The following is a 17,316-nucleotide window of genomic DNA, read 5'->3' as shown; positions in this document are numbered from 1 at the left end:
TTACCGCTGGCTGTGCACCCGGCGGTCAAAAAAATGACTTTTTATTATGGTGAGGACGACATCCTGTAGCATCGTCACCCAATTGCTATTCATCATCGTGATGCGCGAGACGCACCGGCAAATACCAGCGCCGGGCAGCATCAGTGATTGCCTGAAGTGCCGTGTCATCAAGCACACGACTCAGGCGCTGCAGGTAAGGATCACTGCCCTCACCTTCCAGCTGAAAACCACCCTGCCAGGCCTGTATCAGCCGGCTGCGTGCTTTTTTCTGCGTAACCTCGTCATCCAATAGCTGACGGGTTTTCGCATCAAAACTCGCTTCCAGCCAGGCTCCACCAGATTTGTTCAGCAGCATAAGCGGCTGTGCCAATCCGGTCTGATACCCGGCCATATACTCCTGCAACAGGCTCAGCGCCTGCTCTTTGCCAATCGCGCTAAAACGCCAGCGACTTTGTTTACGACCATACATACGGCTTTCACCGCTGCCACCCAGGCCGCAATAAACCAGATGCTCCAGCCACAGCAGTAAGCCATCATTCATATTGAGCACTCCGGGACGCCAGCGCAGCAGTCCATCAGCTTGCACCTGAGTGAGCCAGCCGGTCAACTGCACATCGCCCAACGGCAGATCCACCTCCCAGCTTTCCGCTGCCCGGCGCTGTCCACTGACTTCAACCGCAACTTCCTGCATCTCTTCGGTCTGGCTTTGCCAGAAAAGTTCCCCAAATGCGCCATAAGGAAGATTTCCTGCTGCGCGATGGCGGGCATACAGTTGCGCCGGATCCTCACCAGCCACCAGGGTATTCAGTAACTGCGCGTTGATCTGATAACGTTCAAGGCTGTCGGGAGAGAATGGTTCGCTGTCAGGCAATTCACTCTCTTCCATCCAGAAAGCCACGCCCAGACGCTGTTGAAACCAGGCGCGTACTGGATGACGCCAGAAACGCAGCAATTGTTCCAGCGACACTGTGGTCAACGGCATCGCAGCCAGCGGCTGGACGAAGTCCGGTTGTGCCTCTCCCCGCCCGGCAGCCGCAGGCAACCACTCTGCGGCAAAACTTTGCCCATAGCTGCCCGGCTGGAAATTTTCTGCGGCAAACGGCATCCGGCTATGCAGCGTTTGTAAATGTTCACGTACCCGCTGCTCGCTGATATCCGGTTCAGACCCTTCATCCCCCGGCAGACAGAAACTCTGGCCAAGATAATCAACCAGTTCCGTCACCAGCACCGATGGATAACGCTCGGTATTGTCCTGAATGGCACGCCCGATATAGCTGATATACAACTGTTCCTGGGCCGAAATCAGCGCTTCGAGGAACAGATAGCGGTCATCGTCTCGTCGGCTGCGATCTCCTTTGCGCATTTGTTGCTGCATCAGGTCAAAGCCCAGTGGTGCAAGCGTGCGCGGATAGACACCGTCGTTCATGCCCAGCAGGCATACCACTTTGAAGGGTATTGAACGCATGGGCATCAGCGTACAGAAATTAACCGGCCCGGCAAGAAAACGCTGGCTGATACGTTGCTGATCGAGACGTGAACGCAGTTCATCTCGCAGTAACGTGACCGGAATCGGCTGGGCATACGCCGCCTGCATGCCTTGCTCAATAATCTGCTTCCACTGGTTTTCCACCAGCATCAACGCCGCTTCACTTTCGCTATCGCCGCTAAAGAAGCTATCGATCAATTCACGGCATAACGGCAGCCAATCGTTAAGGGGTCGTTCCTGTGCCAGCCGTGTGCGCCAGGCCTCCAGCCGTGAAAGCAACTCCGCCAGATGGCCCGCCAGTTCGGCAATCAATCCGGTGGATTCGTCATAAGGCAGAATCCCCTGCCAGTCACCGTTCTGGCTTTCCAGTGCGTAGCCCAGAAGCATGCGTTGCAAACCAAAACGCCAGGTGTGCTGGCCGGTGGCCGGCAGTGCCAATGCCTCGACGCTGGCATCATCCAGCCCCCAGCGAATCCCGGACTCCATCACCCAGCGACGCAGCAGGCGTAAGCCGCTTTCATCGACTGAGAAGCGCTGCGCCAGCGCCGGGACTTCCAGCAACGCCAGCACCTCTTCCGAAGCAAAACGGCTTTCCGGTAACGACAACAAGCTCAACAACGCCAGAATTGCCGGATGTGCCTGACTGGCCCTGCGGTCAGAGATGGCAAACGGCAGATAGCGGGATGAGGGGGCGCTGGCGAACGCCGCCTGGATAAAGGGCGCGTAACTGTCGATATCTGCCACCATCACGATGATATCGCGCGGTTTCAGTTGCGGATCGGCCTCCATCAGGGCTAATAAATGATCCTGTAGCACTTCGACTTCGCGCTGCGCGCTGTGGCAAACCTGAATAGTCAGCGAGCGATCCTGTGGATCCAGCAGGCGCTTGCCCTGGCTGGCTGCCAGCTCTCCGACACTCACACCAATCACCGCATTATCTTCCAGGTTTAGTAAATCAGCCTGCAACGCATGTAGCAGATTATCGGGAGGGATATCGACAAAGGCATCAATATCGTTAGCGGCAGATTCCATCTGGCTGAGCAGAAACAGGTTATCGCGCCCCAGCTTGCCCCACGAAGCCAGCAGCGGATTGGTTAACTGTTGCTCACCAGATTCATTAAACAGCGCGGATGCTGCCGCAGGATCACGAAACAGGGGTTGCTGTTCATCGGAATGAATACGGCGACGCTTGCGGCTCTGGAGTTTAGCCAAAAACGCATAATCCTGAATGTCCCCCCAGTAATCACGGCAGGGATTGGTGAACAACAGATGAATATCGATATGGCGACCCAGCGCTTCCAGGGCCTGTAAATACACGGGCGGGAGCGCAGAGATGCCGCAGATAAACACCCGTTGCGGTAGACCTGGCGGTGGGCTGCTGGCCTGCTCCAGCGTCTGGATAAAGCGGGCATATAAATTGGCACGATGCCACAGTGGCTGGCCGAGGCTGGCAGTAAAACTGACCAGATCACACCATAACGCCGCCTGCCACTGCTGCGACTCCCCTAAGCCTTCGATCAACTCACCACGTTCCCAGCTGTTAAGCCAGTCAGCGCGATACACCAGATACTGGTCAAACAGGTCGGCGACACGGGCACTGAGTTGATACAGCTTGCGCTTATCCGCATCGTCATGCAGGTAGTGACGCAGCGACTGAAAGGCGTCCTGCTCCAGCAACGTGGGCAGACGATGCATCAATTTCCAGCTCATGCTGGCTTTGGTAAAGGCGCTTTCCTTTGGAATATCCGGCAGCACCTGTACAAACATGTTCCAGATAAAGGTCGCGGGCAGCGGGAAATCAATGTTCGCCGCAATGCCAAAACTGTGCGCCAGTTCCATCTGTAACCATTGCGCCATACCGGGGCTTTGTACCAGCACCTGCTCCGCAGCAAGTGGATCGGTAAGCGGTTGGTTTTCAATCAGAATTCCAGCCAGATTTTTAAGCAGGTCAAGCTGATTGGAGTGGTAAACCCGGAACATGAAGTCTCCCATAGAAAAGTAAAACTGCGCAGCCTGGTCACTCTACCCTGTATCGCCTGGGATGCCTACCGCAAGGACACAATCAGGGAGAAGGACAATTCAACCGCGCCAGTGAAGCCTCGCGCTGTTGCGGGCTGCTAACGGTCACCCGCTCCAGTATGCAGCCGCCTGGCTGAGGTTGCTGCTGGCGCTGAATTCGCCAGCCTGCAACTTCGCGACCAAGCAACGCCTGACCTGCAACCTGCCATGCCTGACGCTGCTGCCATTGCTGGCTAAAACCCAGCGCCAGCGCCCGATGATAATGCAGCAGCGCGCTGATGCTCATCGCCAGCAGCATCATCGCCACCAGAGTTTCCGCCAGGCTGAATCCTTGCTGCTGCCTGACACAACGCGGCGTCCGCCAGCGGGCAGTAATCAATCCAGCCATGCGCCTGGAACCTGATTTGATTTCCCTGTAACGAGACCCAATGCCAGAGCGCCAGCTCGCGCCCGGTACCACTTCCCTGTAATAACCCACGGTCGTCCTCCATACGTAGCAGACAGCTGCGCCACTGCTCCGTCACCCACCACTGGCATTGCCAGCCCGGCGTCTGCGGCCAATGCTGTACTTTGCCCCATTGCAACGCCCCGGCAGCCCGCCAGAAATCCTGGTGATGCTGCTGTTCATCAGCGACCAGAACCATATCTTGCGCCAGTCGGGTACGGGTGGCATGTAAGGTTAGCCCACCCATCAATAGCACCATCAGCACCATACCCAGAGTGCTATTACCCGCCTGTTTCACAGGTTTTCTCCCATCACCCAGCTCTCCAGTGCCACCGATTGCTTACCCGCTTTGCCCGTCAGTTGTACGATCAGACGCTCTGCCTGGCGCTCGACTCTGAAGTGGGTAACGGTCAAAAATTCAGGATCGGTTAAGCGTTCCCAGCCCGCGCTGTTGCATTCATCGACACCACGCTGCATCTCGACCTGGCCGCTGCGTAAGCGATAGCCATAGAAATCGCTATCGCTATGGCCGACACCTTCCCAGCGACCATTACTGTTTTCATCCCAGCGCAGCAGGATACAGCTGCCGTTTTCACTTAACGTGAGCGCCGGACCGCTGCACTCGCCGTTGCAGTAACCCGCGCGGCGCAGCGCCTTTTGCAGCGTTTGCGTGATTTGCTGTAGATCCTGCTGCAACTGGACTCGCTGCTGTAAACCCAGATTTTCCGCCAGCAGCAGCGGCAAAAACCGCCCCACGCTGAGCATCAGTACCGCCCCAACCGCCATCGCAATCAGCATTTCCAGCAGGCTGAACCCCGCCTGCCTTATTCGCATCCCTTCTCTCCCACCGGACAGGCACGAATGCGCGCGCGGGCTGAGATAATCACCCGCCAGCGCCCGGCGCTGCTTTCAATATCCATGCTGCCCGCCCTGGCGACATCACGGCGGCCATAAAAGCCGGGTTCGCCAGTGATACTGACGAGGCGCACGCCCGCATGTGGTGGTGTAAAGATCCAGCGTGATGCTGACAGGCATCCGTCCACCGGGCGCGTTCCGCTGCCGATACAACCAGGATCACCGGATTGCAGCCACAGGCTGGCATCCGTGTTATGCCAGCTGGCATAGGCACGTAGCCGCAGCAAAAAGCCCTGGAGTTGCAGTACGCTTTCCCGTAACTGCTGATGCTGCTGCCAGCGTTGCCAGCCCTGTAAAGTACCGAGGCTGAGCACGCCGGCGATCACCATCACCAGTAATAACTCCGGCAGGGTAAAGCCGTTTTCATCGTTTCTGTTCATGGCCATCAGGCTGCGCTGAAGGCCTTAACGGCTCAAGCAGGAAAGCAGCATTCTGGAAAAGCGGGCGCAGAAAAAGAGAGGGAGATGGCAGAAAAATACAGGATTTTGCGAGGCGCATTCCAGGGGATGAAACAAAAAAGCCCTGCACTCAGGCAGGGCTTTTGGTAAATATTCTCAGGTTTAAATCGCGACTGGCGCTTTGATCGCCGGATGCGGATCGTAACCTTCAATCTCGAAATCTTCGAACTGATAATCAAAGATCGAGGCTGGCTTACGCTTGATAACCAGCTTCGGCAGCGGACGCGGTTCGCGGGTCAGTTGCAGGCGCGCCTGTTCCAGGTGGTTGCTGTACAGATGGGTATCGCCACCGGTCCAGACAAAATCGCCCACCTCAAGGTCACACTGCTGCGCCACCATATGCACCAGCAACGCATAGCTGGCAATGTTGAATGGCAGACCCAGGAAGATGTCGCATGAGCGCTGATACAGCTGGCATGAAAGCTTGCCATTCGCCACGTAGAACTGGAAGAACGCGTGGCACGGAGCCAGCGCCATCTTATCCAGTTCACCCACATTCCACGCCGAAACGATGATGCGGCGCGAATCCGGGTCGCGTTTCAGTTGCTCAATCACGCGGGAAATCTGGTCAATCTCTTCACCGCTGGCGCTGCCCCAGCTACGCCATTGTTTGCCGTAGACCGGGCCAAGATCACCGTTTTCATCCGCCCATTCATCCCAGATGGTGACGTTGTTGTCTTTCAGGTAACCAATGTTGGTTTCACCTTTCAGGAACCACAACAATTCATGGATGATGGAGCGCAGGTGGCATTTCTTGGTGGTCACCAGCGGAAAACCATCCTGCAAATTGAAACGCATCTGGTGGCCAAAAATGGAGAGCGTGCCGGTGCCGGTACGGTCGGCCTTTTCTGCGCCTTCATTCAGCACATGTTGCATCAGATCCAGATACTGTTTCATTTTACCTCTCGCGGTTGTTGCTGTGGATGACGACGATACGCCCAAATCATCATAATCACGCCAGCCAGAATCATTGGAGTCGAGAGAATCTGCCCCATACTGATACCGCCGTCGAACAGACCCAGCTGCGCGTCCGGCTGACGGAAGAATTCAACAATAATACGGAATGCGCCGTAGCCAATCAGGAACAGTCCCGACACGCTGCCCATCGGGCGTGGCTTGCGAATAAACAGGTTGAGGATGATGAACAGCACCACCCCTTCCAGCATCAGTTCATACAGCTGCGACGGATGACGCGGCAGTACACCGTAGGTATTCAGGAGGGATTGATACTGCGGGTTAGTGGCCGCCAGCGCCACGTCTTCGCTGCGCGAACCCGGGAACAGCATGGCGAATTTAAAATCAGGTGCCACACGGCCCCACAGTTCACCATTGATAAAGTTACCGAGACGACCCGCACCGAGGCCAAATGGGATCAGCGGTGCAATAAAATCAGAGACCTGGAAGAAAGTACGTTTGGTACGACGGGCAAAGATCAGCATAACCACGATCACGCCCATCAGGCCGCCGTGGAACGACATCCCGCCATCCCAGACTTTGAACAGATACAGCGGATTCTCAAGGAACAACGGCAGGTTGTAGAACAACACATAGCCGATGCGGCCACCGAGGAATACGCCGAGGAAACCCGCATACAACAGGTTTTCCACTTCCTCTTTTTTCCAGCCGCTGCCTGGCTTGTTGGCACGACGCACCGCCAGCCACATAGCGAATATAAAGCCCACCAGATACATCAAACCGTACCAGTGGAGCGAAATCGGCCCGACGGAGAAAATCACCGGGTCAAATTGGGGAAAAGCGATATAGCCGTTAGTCATCTTTCACCATGGAATTTTCTGCCCTGAAAACGGTGTGGCCAGGGGCAATGCAATAAAGGCTGCGCATAATAGCACAGCGGTGTTTTCATAAATGTCGCAGAAATGTAAACCTTAGCGACCACCGCGAATCAATCCACCCAGACCGCGCCGCTCCATAAAAGCGGATACCTGATGGCGGACTTCCGAAGCGGTGTGGGCCGCCACGACCTGCTCGCTCAGCTTCTGCGTTTCTTCTTTGTCGAGATGACGCAGCAGATATTTCACGCGCGGGATATTTTTACCGTTCATACTGAGGTGGCGATAGCCTAGCCCCACCAACAGCGCGACACACATCGGATCGCCAGCCATTTCACCACACAGCCCCAGCTCCAGCTTGGCCTTGTGGGCTTCCTGCGCAATGGTTTGCAACGCGCGCAACATCGCCGGATGCAGCGGATCGTAAAGATTCGCCACACGGGTATTGTTGCGATCCACCGCCAGCAGATACTGGGTCAGATCGTTGGTGCCAACCGAGACAAAATCGACACGATCCGCCAGATGCGGGATCAGAAACAGCATCGACGGTACTTCGATCATCACGCCAATGCGCGGCTTCGGAATGATGTAACCAAGCATCTCTTCCACTTCCCGCCCGGCACGATCAATCAGACGACGCGCGTCCTCGATCTCATCAATATGGCTGATCATCGGCAGCAAAATGCTGAGATTGCCCGAGGCCGCATTGGCGCGCAGCATAGCGCGCACCTGCACCAGAAAGATTTCCGGCTGGTCGAGGGTTAAGCGGATACCGCGCCAGCCGAGGCAGGGATTCTCCTCACTGATCGGCATATACGGCAGCTGCTTATCCGCGCCGACATCCAGCGTGCGCAGCGTCACCGGCTTGTTGTGGAACAGTTGCAGCATGCCCTGATACTGCGCCACCTGCTCCTCTTCCGACGGGAAGCCGTTTTGCAGCATAAAGGGAATTTCGGTGCGGTACAGGCCAATACCATCGACCCAGCTGTCGAGCGCGCGCTCATGCTCCGGGCTGAGACCGGCATTGAGCATCACCTGCACGCGTTCGCCGCTTTTCAGCTCGCCCGGCTGCTCAACCACATCTTCAGCCATTTTGCTCAGCGCGTTTTCTTCGCTGATCAGCCTCTGATATTCCTGCACCAGCACCGGCTCAGGATCGATCAGCAACTCGCCGCGATAACCATCGACAATCAGCAAGCGTTTGTTGAGCTGGGCAGGCAAGATATCTGCACCCATCACCGTCGGGATACCCATAGCACGCGTCAGGATCGCCGCATGGGAGTTGGCCGCACCGTCGCGCACCACCACCCCCGCCAGCCGCTCGTGAGGCAGTTCGGCCAGCGTGGTTGCGGTGAGCTCATCAGCAACCAGTACAAAACGCTCCGGCCAGGCATTGGTGCCTACCAGGGAATCATCGAGGTGGAACAGCAGACGCTGGCCCAGCACGCGCAGATCCCCGGCCCGCTCGCGCAGATATTGATCCTGCAAGCTGGCAAACTGGGCGGCAAACTTCTCGATCACCGTTTTGACTGCCCATTCCGCGACGGATCCGCGTTCGATCTCGGCAAACAGATCTTTTTTCAGACGCGCGTCAGTCAGCAGGTGCGAATACAAATCGAAGATCGCTGCGCTCTCTTTTTGCACGCTGGCGGTGAAACGTTTACTGAAGCGGCGGAATTCATTGGCGGCTTCGCTCATGGCGACGGCCAGACGGTCGCGTTCACGCTGCACATCCAGCGTTGAAGCAGCGGAAACCTGATCAAGCAGAGGCTGGGTCTCATCGACCCAACCCGGCGCTACCGCCACACCAGGCGAGGCAGCAATGGCTTTTACCCGTGACTGACGGAATTGACCAAAGAGCTGACCCAGCTGCGATTGCGACAACAATGCCGCCATCTGGGTTGCCAGCGTCACCAGAAAAGATTCTTCGCTTTCGTCGAACTGACGATGCTCGCGCTGCTGCACCACCAGCACGCCCAGCAGCTGGCGGCGGCTGATAATGGGCACGCCGAGGAAGGAGCGATAACGCTCCTCTTTCACTGAAGGAATGTATTTGAAGCTGGGGTGGCTCTGCGCATCAGCGAGGTTGATCGGCTCGGCCAGACGGCCAACCAGACCCACAATACCCTCGTCAAATGCCAGCGTGACCGTGCGACCACGCGGTTTTTTCAGCCCGCGTGTTGCCATCAGGTAATAGCAGCGACGATCGTGATCAGCAAGGTAGACCGAGCAAACCTCGGTCTCCATCGCAAGGCAAATTTCGTTTACCAGAAGGTCGAGTGCTTCATTCAGACGCGGCGCACTCGCCACTTTTTCTACTATTTCGCGCAACTGAGTGAGCATAAAGGGCGTGGCCTATCCTCTCTTACGTCGATGGGCTGCGGCATTGCGCGGCCCCGCACTCTCCTGCATAGTCATCACCACGCCAGCGAATTCCTTCATTACGCGACGGTAGACGTCACGTTTGAAGGAGACAACCTGACGCACCGGATACCAGAAGCTGACCCAGCGCCAGCCGTCAAACTCTGGCGTGCTGCTGTGTTGCACATTGATATCCGCGTCACTACTCATCAACTGCAGAAGAAACCACTTTTGTTTCTGGCCGATACACACCGGCTTTGTGTCCCAACGCACCAAACGTTTTGGCAATTTGTAACGTAACCAGTTACGGGTTGAAGCAAGTATTCGAACATCTTTACGGTGCAAACCCACTTCTTCAAACAGTTCGCGATACATCGCCTGTTCTGCGGTTTCACCGGGATTGATGCCTCCCTGGGGAAATTGCCAGGAGTGCTGTCCAAAGCGCCTGGCCCATAACACTTGTCCTTGCCTGTTACAGATTACGATACCAACATTCGGGCGGTAGCCATCATCATCGATCACTGGACTACCTCAAAGCTAAATTTGAATAGCTTGATTGTTTCACACTCCTTACAGGCGGTAAACCACTGGATATCCGGGGTGATGACGGAATAATTACAGGATAACTCACAGAGTTTAGCCAGGTTATGAACAGGGGTGTCGATTTCATGGCGATTTTATTCACCTTTTCTGTGGATAGCTTTGTGCAGAACACGGGAATTAATTGAATAACCGCTTCGGAAAAGTCTTATCATAACAGGACCAGACAATAATAAAATCCAATGATTTCTTATGGATAAAAGATAATCCCTGGGATTTACAGGCAAAAATATCCGGGACGCATAACCGCCTGCTGGCAAACTGGTCAAAGATCGACCTCCGTTGTTTTTATCCACAGAGAATGTCCTAAACCTGGTCAGAAATGGGAAAAAAAGCCAGCAAATCGCTAAAGTCAAGGCTGTAAATGGAAACAGGGGTTGGTTAAAGCCGGGGTTATCCCATCTTTCTGTGGATAACTGGGTTTAAGATCCTGTTTATTGTCGATAACAAACCGGGATAACCTGCCGTGCCCTTGCCAGCCGTGGATGAGCAGCAAATAAAAAAGCACGCTGAATCATGCTATTATCAGCAAAATAAGTGGCTGCATTTTGTGGACAACCTGCGCACGCCATTACTGCCTATCTTTTAATCAATATGAGTAAAACCATGAGTTCCCCTGCTTTACTGCCTGAGCCACCAAAAAATGAAGCGGAATTGCTGCAACGCGCCCGGCAGCTGGCGGGGCAAAGCTTTGCTGCTCTGGCTGCGCAGCTGGGTCTGCCCATGCCTGCCAATCTGAAGCGGGATAAAGGCTGGGTGGGGATGCTGCTGGAGATGCACCTCGGTGCCAGCGCAGGCAGTAAAGCGGAGCAGGATTTTGCTCACCTCGGTATCGAGCTGAAAACCATCCCGGTCGATGCACTGGGGAAACCGCTGGAAACCACCTTTGTCTGCGTCGCTCCGCTCACGGGCAACAGCGGTGTCACCTGGGAAACCAGCCATGTGCGCCATAAGCTGGCACGCGTATTGTGGATCCCGGTGGAAGGCGATCGTGCATTGCCGCTGGCGGAGCGTCGCGTTGGATCGCCGCTGCTGTGGCATCCCAGTGCCGAAGAAGAGGAGCAACTGCGCCATGACTGGGAGGAACTGATGGATATGATAGTGCTCGGCCAGGTGGAACGCATCACCGCGCGTCACGGTGCCTGGCTGCAACTTCGCCCGAAAGCCGCCAACAGCAAAGCGTTGACCGAAGCCATCGGCGAGCATGGAGAGCCTATAATGACGCTACCTCGCGGCTTTTATCTCAAGAAGAGTTTCACTGGCCCACTGCTGGCGCGCCATTTTTTGCTGTGAACATGTCGATACACGAAATCATTCGAGGTGCAGCAAGGCGGCAAGTGGGTGAATCCTCAGGAGCTTACATAAGTAAGTGACTGGGGTGAGCACACGCAGCTGCAACTTGAATGATGAAGTGTATAATCGCCGTTTACTTTTCGTTTAGGATTGAATGTACACATGTTTGACTGGATTGCTGATCCCAACGCCTGGCTGGCGCTGGGGACATTAACCATTCTGGAAGTGGTTCTGGGCATCGATAACATTATTTTCCTTTCCCTGGTGGTGGCGAAGCTCCCCAAACATCAACAAAATCGAGCGCGCCGTCTGGGTTTGATGGGTGCCATGCTGATGCGCCTCGGGCTACTGGCCTCGATAGCCTGGGTGGTGCGTCTGACCAATCCGCTGTTCTCGATCATGGATCACGCCTTCTCCGCGCGTGATTTGATTCTGCTATTTGGTGGCCTGTTTCTGCTGTGGAAATCCAGTATGGAGATCCACGAAACCATTGAGGGTGGTGAAGAAGAGCATAAAACCAACGTGCATTCGTTCCTTGGTGCCATCGTGCAAATCATGCTGCTGGACATTATTTTCAGCCTCGATTCGGTGATTACTGCCGTGGGTCTGTCGGACCATCTGATTATTATGATGATGGCGGTGGTGATTGCCGTACTGATGATGATGTTCGCGGCGCGGACCATCGGCGAGTTTGTTGACCGTCACCCGTCAGTGAAAATGCTGGCGCTGGCTTTTCTGATTCTGGTCGGCTTTACCCTGATTCTGGAGAGTTTTGGCGTCCATGTACCAAAAGGTTACATTTATTTTGCCATGTTCTTCTCGATGGCAGTGGAATGCCTGAATCTGATGCGCAGCAGGAAAAGCGCGGCCTGAGAAAGTCAAGGGCGAGTCATGCTCGCCCGTTGCTTTTCGGAATGATGTGATTACCCCCAACGCCAAAACCATTTATTACTACACTTTTGCTGTTGAAGTTGTGTAAGGGAGTCGCGAATGAAAGGGTTGGTAAGTGCAATGGGGCTGGTGCTGGCGGCAGTAGTATTGAGTGGCTGCAGCAGTGATTACGTGATGGCGACCAAAGATGGCCGCATGATTATGACGGAAGGCAAACCAGCGATTGATAAAGACACTGGCCTGGTGCAGTACAAAGACGAGCAGGGCCATGAAATGCAAATCAATGGTGATGAGGTCTCTACCATCATTGAGCGTTAAGTGCCAAATTTCATCGCCTGCGGTATTTTTCCAGCTGTGCAGGCGATTTCCCGAACTTTCCCCCCTTCCTTCCGCGCCGTTTCACGCGCTATAGTCCCACAGGACACAACATTCCATTCCATAATGAAAAAAGGAAGCCGGCAATGCACTATCACCGTATCCCCCATAGCACGCTGGAAGTGAGTCAGCTGGGGTTGGGAACCATGACGTTTGGTGAGCAGAACAGCGAAGCCGACGCTCATGCGCAACTGGATTATGCTGTCAGCCAGGGGATCAACCTGATTGATACTGCTGAAATGTATCCGGTGCCGCCGCGCCCGGAAACCCAGGGTTTAACTGAACAATATATTGGCAGCTGGCTGAAGCAGCGTGGCAGCCGTGACAAGATTATCCTGGCAAGTAAAGTCGCAGGCCCGGTACGCGGCGCTGATGCGTCGATTCGTCCTAACCAGGCACTGGATCGTAAAAATATCCGTGAAGCGCTGGACGCCAGCCTGAAGCGCCTGAACACCGACTATCTCGATCTTTATCAGCTGCACTGGCCGCAACGTCAGACCAACTTCTTTGGCAAGCTGGGTTATCAGTACACCGAATCCACCGTGCCGGTCACGCTGCTGGAAACGCTGGAAGCGCTGACCGAGCAGGTACGCGCGGGCAAGATTCGCTATATCGGCGTGTCGAACGAAACGGCCTGGGGCGTGATGCGCTATCTGCAACTGGCAGAGAAGCATGAGCTGCCGCGCATCGTGACTATTCAGAACCCGTATAGCTTGCTGAACCGCAGCTTTGAGGTAGGTCTGGCGGAGATCAGCCAGCATGAAGGCGTGGAACTGCTGGCTTACTCCAGCCTGGCGTTCGGCACCTTAAGCGGCAAGTATCTCAACGGGGCAAAACCGGCCGGGGCGCGTAATACCCTGTTCAGCCGGTTTACCCGCTACAGCAGCGAGCAGTCACAGCTGGCAGTAGCGGCGTATGTGGAGCTGGCGAAGAAGCACAATCTCGACCCGTCGCAGATGGCGCTGGCCTATGTGCGTCAACAGCCGTTTGTTGCCAGCACCCTGTTGGGTGCGACCACGCTGGAACAGCTGAAGACGGACGTGGAGAGTTTTAATCTGACGCTGAATGCGGATGTGCTGGAAGGCATTGAGGCGATTCATCATCAGTTTACTTACCCGGCACCTTAACCCGCTGCCAGCCAAAATGCGCGATAAATCGCGCTGCTACAATTCGTTCCAGGCGCGGCTAACGCCGCGCTTTCCACCACAACACGACGATCGCCACGGCGAAAATCGCGCCAAACCCGATACCGGTCGCCACCGCCGGAGCACCCAGCTTAATCGCCAGCGTATACAGACCCAGCATCAGCAACATCGCGGTGTTTTCACCGAGGTTCTGCACGGCAATCGCATTGCCCGCGCCGACGCTCGCCTTGCCACGTTCCTGCAATAACGCGTTCAGCGGCACGACAAAGAACCCGCCCAGCGCGCCAATCAGCATCAAAATCAGGTAAGCAGGCAGCAAACTGTGCTGCATTGAGAACACCACCACCATCACACCAATCAGCACCCCGGCAGGCATACAGCGGCGCACCGTTTGTAGTGTCACCAGCTTCGCCGCTGCCGCCGCGCCAATAACGATACCGATCGCCACCATGGCATTTAGCGTGGTCGGCGTTTTGTTATCGCTGATTCCCAGCGCCACCGGCACCCACAACACCAGCAGAAAACGCAGTGTCACCCCGGCCCCCCAGAACAGGCTGGTGCCCAGTAGCGAGAAGCGGGTTTCGCCGTTGCGCCATAACAGCACCGTAGCATCAATGAAACTGCGCAGCATTACGCCAAAATGCCAGCTCTGGCCAGGACGTGCCGCCCTCAGGCGCGGGATAAACAGGTTCGCCACCACGGCTAGCCCGTAAGTCAGCGCACACACTGCCAGTGCCGCCAGCAGATGCCAGTCAGCAAGAATGCCACCCGCCACCGAGCCCAACAGAATCGCGGCGATGGTCGATCCTTCCATCAATCCGTTAGCTTTCACTAACTTCTCACCACGGGTGATTTCGCCGAGGATGCCATACTTCGCCGGGGAATAAGCCGCCGCCCCTACGCCCACCAGCGTGTAGCCAAGGAACGGGTTGAAGCCGAAACAGATAATCAGCGCCCCCAGCAGCTTAAGGCTGTTGGCGAACATCATCACCCGGCCTTTGGCAAAGCTGTCCGCCATCTGCCCGACAAAGGGTGCGAGCAGAATGTAAGTGGCGACAAACAACATTTGCAGAATCGGCTGGCTCCAGTCGGGATAGAACTGATTTTTCAGCACCGCCAGCGTGGCGAACAACAGCGCGTTGTCGCCAAACGCCGAGAGAAACTGCGCCACAATCACTGCCGTCATGTTACGTGACAGCAGGGGTGCATCCGGGTTTACCGCCTGGCTCATGCCTGTTCCTCTTCGGCCAGTTTTTTCAGGCTGACATAGTCAGGTTTACCGCTGCCCAACATCGGCAATTGTTTCATTACGCGGATATCACGCGGTAACGCCAGCTCCGTTGCGCCGAGTTCACGCAGCGCCTGGTGCAGTTTGTCACGATTAAGTTCACTGTCGGTGGTGAACAGCACCAGCGCTTCACCGCGGCTGCCGTCCGGCCGCAGGGACGCCGCATGTTGTTTCTCCGGCGAGGCTTTCAGGGCGATCTGCTCGACACTCTCCAGCGAGACCATCTCACCGGCGATTTTGGCGAAGCGTTTCGCCCGTCCCTGAATCTGGCAGAAACCGCCCTCATCAAAGCTGACGATATCGCCGGTGTCGTACCAGCCTGCTTCCATTTCACCTTCGCCGTTATCGGCTACCGGCAGTTCCAGCGCGCCTGGGTTTTCCACGCGCAGATAGCCGTTCATTACGTTGGGACCTCGCAGTTGCAGGCGACCGCCCTGCTCGATGCCTGCCACCGAAATCAGACGCGAATCCATCCCCGGCAGGATACGTCCCACGGTGTGCGATTTCGCCGCCATTGGCACGTTAATCGCCACCACTGGCGCACACTCGGTCACACCGTATCCTTCAAGAATACGGATGCCGTATTTTTCCATGTAGATCTGGCGCGTCCCTTCCTGCAATTTTTCCGCACCGGCCACCACATAACGCAGACGGGCAAAATCGTAAGGGCTGGCGAACCGCGCATAGTTGCCGAGGAAGGTTGAGGTGCCAAACAGCACGGTACAGTTGCGGTCATACACCAGCTCGGGCACTACACGGTAGTGCAGCGGGCTGGGATAGAGGAACACCTCTGCCCCGGTCAGCAATGGCGTGAACAGGCCCACAGTCAGACCAAAGGCGTGAAACAGCGGCAGCGCCGACATAAAGCGGTCACGCGGGGTGAAATCCGCCACGGTACGAATCTGCTCGACGTTAGCCAGCAGGCTTTTATGGGAGTGCACCACCCCTTTAGGATGGCCTTCCGACCCCGAGGTAAACAGTACCATCGCCGCATCTTCCGGCTGTTGCGCCACCTGTGCGCGACGCGGCATCAGCAGATGGGTCAGGATCCACAATTTGTCTTTGGTGGTGACGGTGTCGCGCAGGTCTTCGAGGTAAATCCACTTCACCTCACTCAGCCCCTCTGGCAAATGCCACAGGTTGCCTTTATCCAGGAACTGGCGCGAGGTGAACACGGTTTTCACCTGCGACGCGGTCAGCGCCGCACGCATTCCATTGACCCCGGCGGTGTAGTTGAGCATCGCCGGAACGCGTCCACGCAGTGACGCCCCGAGAATCGCCGCTGCTGTCACCGTGGCATTGGGTAGCAGCAGACCAACATATTCCCCCTGCTGGCTGTAACGTTCGAGGATACGCCCGACGCCCAATGCTTTTTTCAGCAGGCCGGTATAGCTGTCGGTTTTGAAGTTGATGTCTTCGATGCAGGGCTTAAACAGGCCGTAACGGGTGCGCGCGTTAAGGAACGCAGTGAATAATGTTTCACGCGGACGCACCGCCATCCGCGCTTCCATCATCACATGATGTAAGTGCTCACCAGCCAGCAGACGACGGTCACGCGCACGTGGCGCTTCTGGCATCGGGATCACGGTGGCTGGCAACACAGTCAGGGTGATGCGGGGGAACAGGCGACGTTTAAACACCCCGGCGAGGCGGCCAAACGGGGTATATTCCGCGCCTTCGATACGCATTGGCACCACACTGGCCCCCGATTTTGCCGCCACAAAACCGGCGCCGCTGTAGATCTTCATCAGCGAAGCGGTAACGGTGATACGGCCTTCCGGGAAAATCACCACCGGACGACCTTCGTTGATCAGGCGGACCAGATGCTTTATCGACATCGGTTTGGTGGGATCGAGCGGCACGAAGTCGATCATTGGCTTCAGGATACGCATAAACCATTGATCGCTGATCGAGGAATAGACAGCAAACACCGGTTTAATTGGCAGGAATAAGGCTACCAGCACACCATCAAGAAATGACATGTGGTTGGGGGTGATCAGCACTTTAGGTTTGTGCAGTGCAGCCAGATCACCGCGCAGCTCGACGCGCCATAACAGGCGGCAGAGGAAACGCAGGCAGGTGAATAACATGCCAGCTCCTTAGCAGTCGTGAAAAATGGCCCCTACGATGCAGGATTCGCGCATTTTCGACAAGTGGGAGCTGCTGCAATGCGTGATAAATACGCACCAAACTGTAGCGGCGCAATTTATTGTGCAACCGCGCGCGATGCATCGCGCCGCTACAATACGT

The 17,316-nt window shown here is 55.9% G+C and carries 15 protein-coding genes; 4 read left to right on the top strand and 11 right to left on the bottom strand.

What is annotated here, in order from left to right; translation table 11 throughout:
* Nucleotides 1-85 precede the first annotated feature (85 nt).
* The 9 genes from recC to rppH form a co-directional block, all read right to left on the bottom strand.
* Nucleotides 86-3,466, bottom strand: a complete 3,381-nt coding sequence (gene recC / locus RCF31_RS17315) for an exodeoxyribonuclease V subunit gamma (RefSeq protein ID WP_416411807.1) — start codon at nucleotides 3,464-3,466, stop codon at nucleotides 86-88.
* An 82-nt stretch (nucleotides 3,467-3,548) separates the two neighbouring features.
* Entirely contained in the window at nucleotides 3,549-3,812 is a 264-nt protein-coding gene (locus RCF31_RS17310) for a prepilin-type N-terminal cleavage/methylation domain-containing protein (RefSeq protein WP_416411806.1), read from the bottom strand.
* On the bottom strand, nucleotides 3,739-4,248 hold the full coding sequence (locus RCF31_RS17305) for a DUF2509 family protein (RefSeq protein ID WP_416411805.1): 510 nt from the start codon (nucleotides 4,246-4,248) through the stop codon (nucleotides 3,739-3,741). Before RCF31_RS17305 ends, RCF31_RS17310 begins: the two co-directional genes overlap by 74 nt.
* A complete protein-coding gene (locus RCF31_RS17300) occupies nucleotides 4,245-4,784 on the bottom strand; it encodes a prepilin peptidase-dependent protein (RefSeq protein WP_416411804.1) in 540 nt (179 codons plus the stop codon). Before RCF31_RS17300 ends, RCF31_RS17305 begins: the two co-directional genes overlap by 4 nt.
* Nucleotides 4,775-5,245: a prepilin-type N-terminal cleavage/methylation domain-containing protein gene (locus tag RCF31_RS17295; RefSeq protein WP_416411803.1), complete on the bottom strand. Its 471-nt coding sequence runs from the start codon at nucleotides 5,243-5,245 to the stop codon at nucleotides 4,775-4,777. The genes RCF31_RS17300 and RCF31_RS17295 overlap by 10 nt, the downstream gene beginning before the upstream one ends.
* Before the next feature lie 180 nt (nucleotides 5,246-5,425).
* A complete protein-coding gene (gene thyA, locus RCF31_RS17290) occupies nucleotides 5,426-6,220 on the bottom strand; it encodes a thymidylate synthase (RefSeq protein WP_313689162.1) in 795 nt (264 codons plus the stop codon).
* Nucleotides 6,217-7,098: a prolipoprotein diacylglyceryl transferase gene (gene lgt, locus RCF31_RS17285; RefSeq protein WP_084876511.1), complete on the bottom strand. Its 882-nt coding sequence runs from the start codon at nucleotides 7,096-7,098 to the stop codon at nucleotides 6,217-6,219. Before lgt ends, thyA begins: the two co-directional genes overlap by 4 nt.
* A 111-nt stretch (nucleotides 7,099-7,209) precedes the next feature.
* On the bottom strand, nucleotides 7,210-9,456 hold the full coding sequence (ptsP, locus tag RCF31_RS17280; RefSeq protein WP_299460192.1) for a phosphoenolpyruvate--protein phosphotransferase: 2,247 nt from the start codon (nucleotides 9,454-9,456) through the stop codon (nucleotides 7,210-7,212).
* Nucleotides 9,457-9,468: 12 nt separating this feature from the next.
* Nucleotides 9,469-9,996, bottom strand: coding sequence for an RNA pyrophosphohydrolase (gene rppH, locus RCF31_RS17275; protein ID WP_208716303.1), 528 nt, complete (start codon nucleotides 9,994-9,996; stop codon nucleotides 9,469-9,471).
* Nucleotides 9,997-10,680: 684 nt separating this feature from the next.
* On the opposite strand from rppH, the gene mutH reads away from it, so the two are divergent.
* From mutH to RCF31_RS17255, 4 genes are all read left to right on the top strand, one after another.
* Entirely contained in the window at nucleotides 10,681-11,367 is a 687-nt protein-coding gene (gene mutH / locus RCF31_RS17270) for a DNA mismatch repair endonuclease MutH (protein ID WP_299460184.1), read from the top strand.
* Between the two features lie 162 nt (nucleotides 11,368-11,529).
* Nucleotides 11,530-12,240 (top strand): TerC family protein, encoded by a 711-nt coding sequence (locus RCF31_RS17265; RefSeq protein WP_416411802.1) that lies wholly within the window; start codon nucleotides 11,530-11,532, stop codon nucleotides 12,238-12,240.
* Between the two features lie 117 nt (nucleotides 12,241-12,357).
* Nucleotides 12,358-12,576, top strand: coding sequence for a YgdI/YgdR family lipoprotein (locus RCF31_RS17260; protein ID WP_084876516.1), 219 nt, complete (start codon nucleotides 12,358-12,360; stop codon nucleotides 12,574-12,576).
* Between the two features lie 143 nt (nucleotides 12,577-12,719).
* Complete coding sequence (locus RCF31_RS17255) at nucleotides 12,720-13,760, top strand: NADP(H)-dependent aldo-keto reductase (protein WP_416411801.1); 1,041 nt, start codon at nucleotides 12,720-12,722, stop codon at nucleotides 13,758-13,760.
* 58 nt (nucleotides 13,761-13,818) lie between these two features.
* On the opposite strand, the gene lplT is transcribed toward RCF31_RS17255, so the two are convergent.
* Entirely contained in the window at nucleotides 13,819-15,009 is a 1,191-nt protein-coding gene (lplT, locus tag RCF31_RS17250; RefSeq protein WP_299460172.1) for a lysophospholipid transporter LplT, read from the bottom strand.
* Nucleotides 15,006-17,156 carry a bifunctional acyl-ACP--phospholipid O-acyltransferase/long-chain-fatty-acid--ACP ligase gene (gene aas, locus RCF31_RS17245; RefSeq protein WP_299460170.1) on the bottom strand — a complete coding sequence of 717 codons (2,151 nt, stop codon included), beginning with the start codon at nucleotides 17,154-17,156 and terminating at the stop codon, nucleotides 15,006-15,008. The genes lplT and aas overlap by 4 nt, the downstream gene beginning before the upstream one ends.
* Nucleotides 17,157-17,316: the final 160 nt, after the last annotated feature.

The sequence above is a fragment of the Pantoea sp. App145 genome (assembly GCF_047947045.1).
GTDB lineage: Bacteria > Pseudomonadota > Gammaproteobacteria > Enterobacterales > Enterobacteriaceae > Pantoea.
This window is presented reverse-complemented; position numbering and strand designations above follow the sequence as displayed.

Excerpts from the sequence above, each read along its gene's own strand:
- recC (WP_416411807.1), bottom strand. The coding sequence starts at position 3,466 with ATGTTCCGGGTTTACCACTCCAATCAGCTTGACCTGCTTAAAAATCTG.
- RCF31_RS17300 (WP_416411804.1), bottom strand. The coding sequence starts at position 4,784 with ATGCGAATAAGGCAGGCGGGGTTCAGCCTGCTGGAAATGCTGATTGCG.
- RCF31_RS17295 (WP_416411803.1), bottom strand. The coding sequence starts at position 5,245 with ATGAACAGAAACGATGAAAACGGCTTTACCCTGCCGGAGTTATTACTG.
- thyA (WP_313689162.1), bottom strand. The coding sequence starts at position 6,220 with ATGAAACAGTATCTGGATCTGATGCAACATGTGCTGAATGAAGGCGCA.
- lgt (WP_084876511.1), bottom strand. The coding sequence starts at position 7,098 with ATGACTAACGGCTATATCGCTTTTCCCCAATTTGACCCGGTGATTTTC.
- ptsP (WP_299460192.1), bottom strand. The coding sequence starts at position 9,456 with ATGCTCACTCAGTTGCGCGAAATAGTAGAAAAAGTGGCGAGTGCGCCG.
- mutH (WP_299460184.1), top strand. The coding sequence starts at position 10,681 with ATGAGTTCCCCTGCTTTACTGCCTGAGCCACCAAAAAATGAAGCGGAA.
- RCF31_RS17265 (WP_416411802.1), top strand. The coding sequence starts at position 11,530 with ATGTTTGACTGGATTGCTGATCCCAACGCCTGGCTGGCGCTGGGGACA.
- RCF31_RS17260 (WP_084876516.1), top strand. The coding sequence starts at position 12,358 with ATGAAAGGGTTGGTAAGTGCAATGGGGCTGGTGCTGGCGGCAGTAGTA.
- RCF31_RS17255 (WP_416411801.1), top strand. The coding sequence starts at position 12,720 with ATGCACTATCACCGTATCCCCCATAGCACGCTGGAAGTGAGTCAGCTG.
- lplT (WP_299460172.1), bottom strand. The coding sequence starts at position 15,009 with ATGAGCCAGGCGGTAAACCCGGATGCACCCCTGCTGTCACGTAACATG.
- aas (WP_299460170.1), bottom strand. The coding sequence starts at position 17,156 with ATGTTATTCACCTGCCTGCGTTTCCTCTGCCGCCTGTTATGGCGCGTC.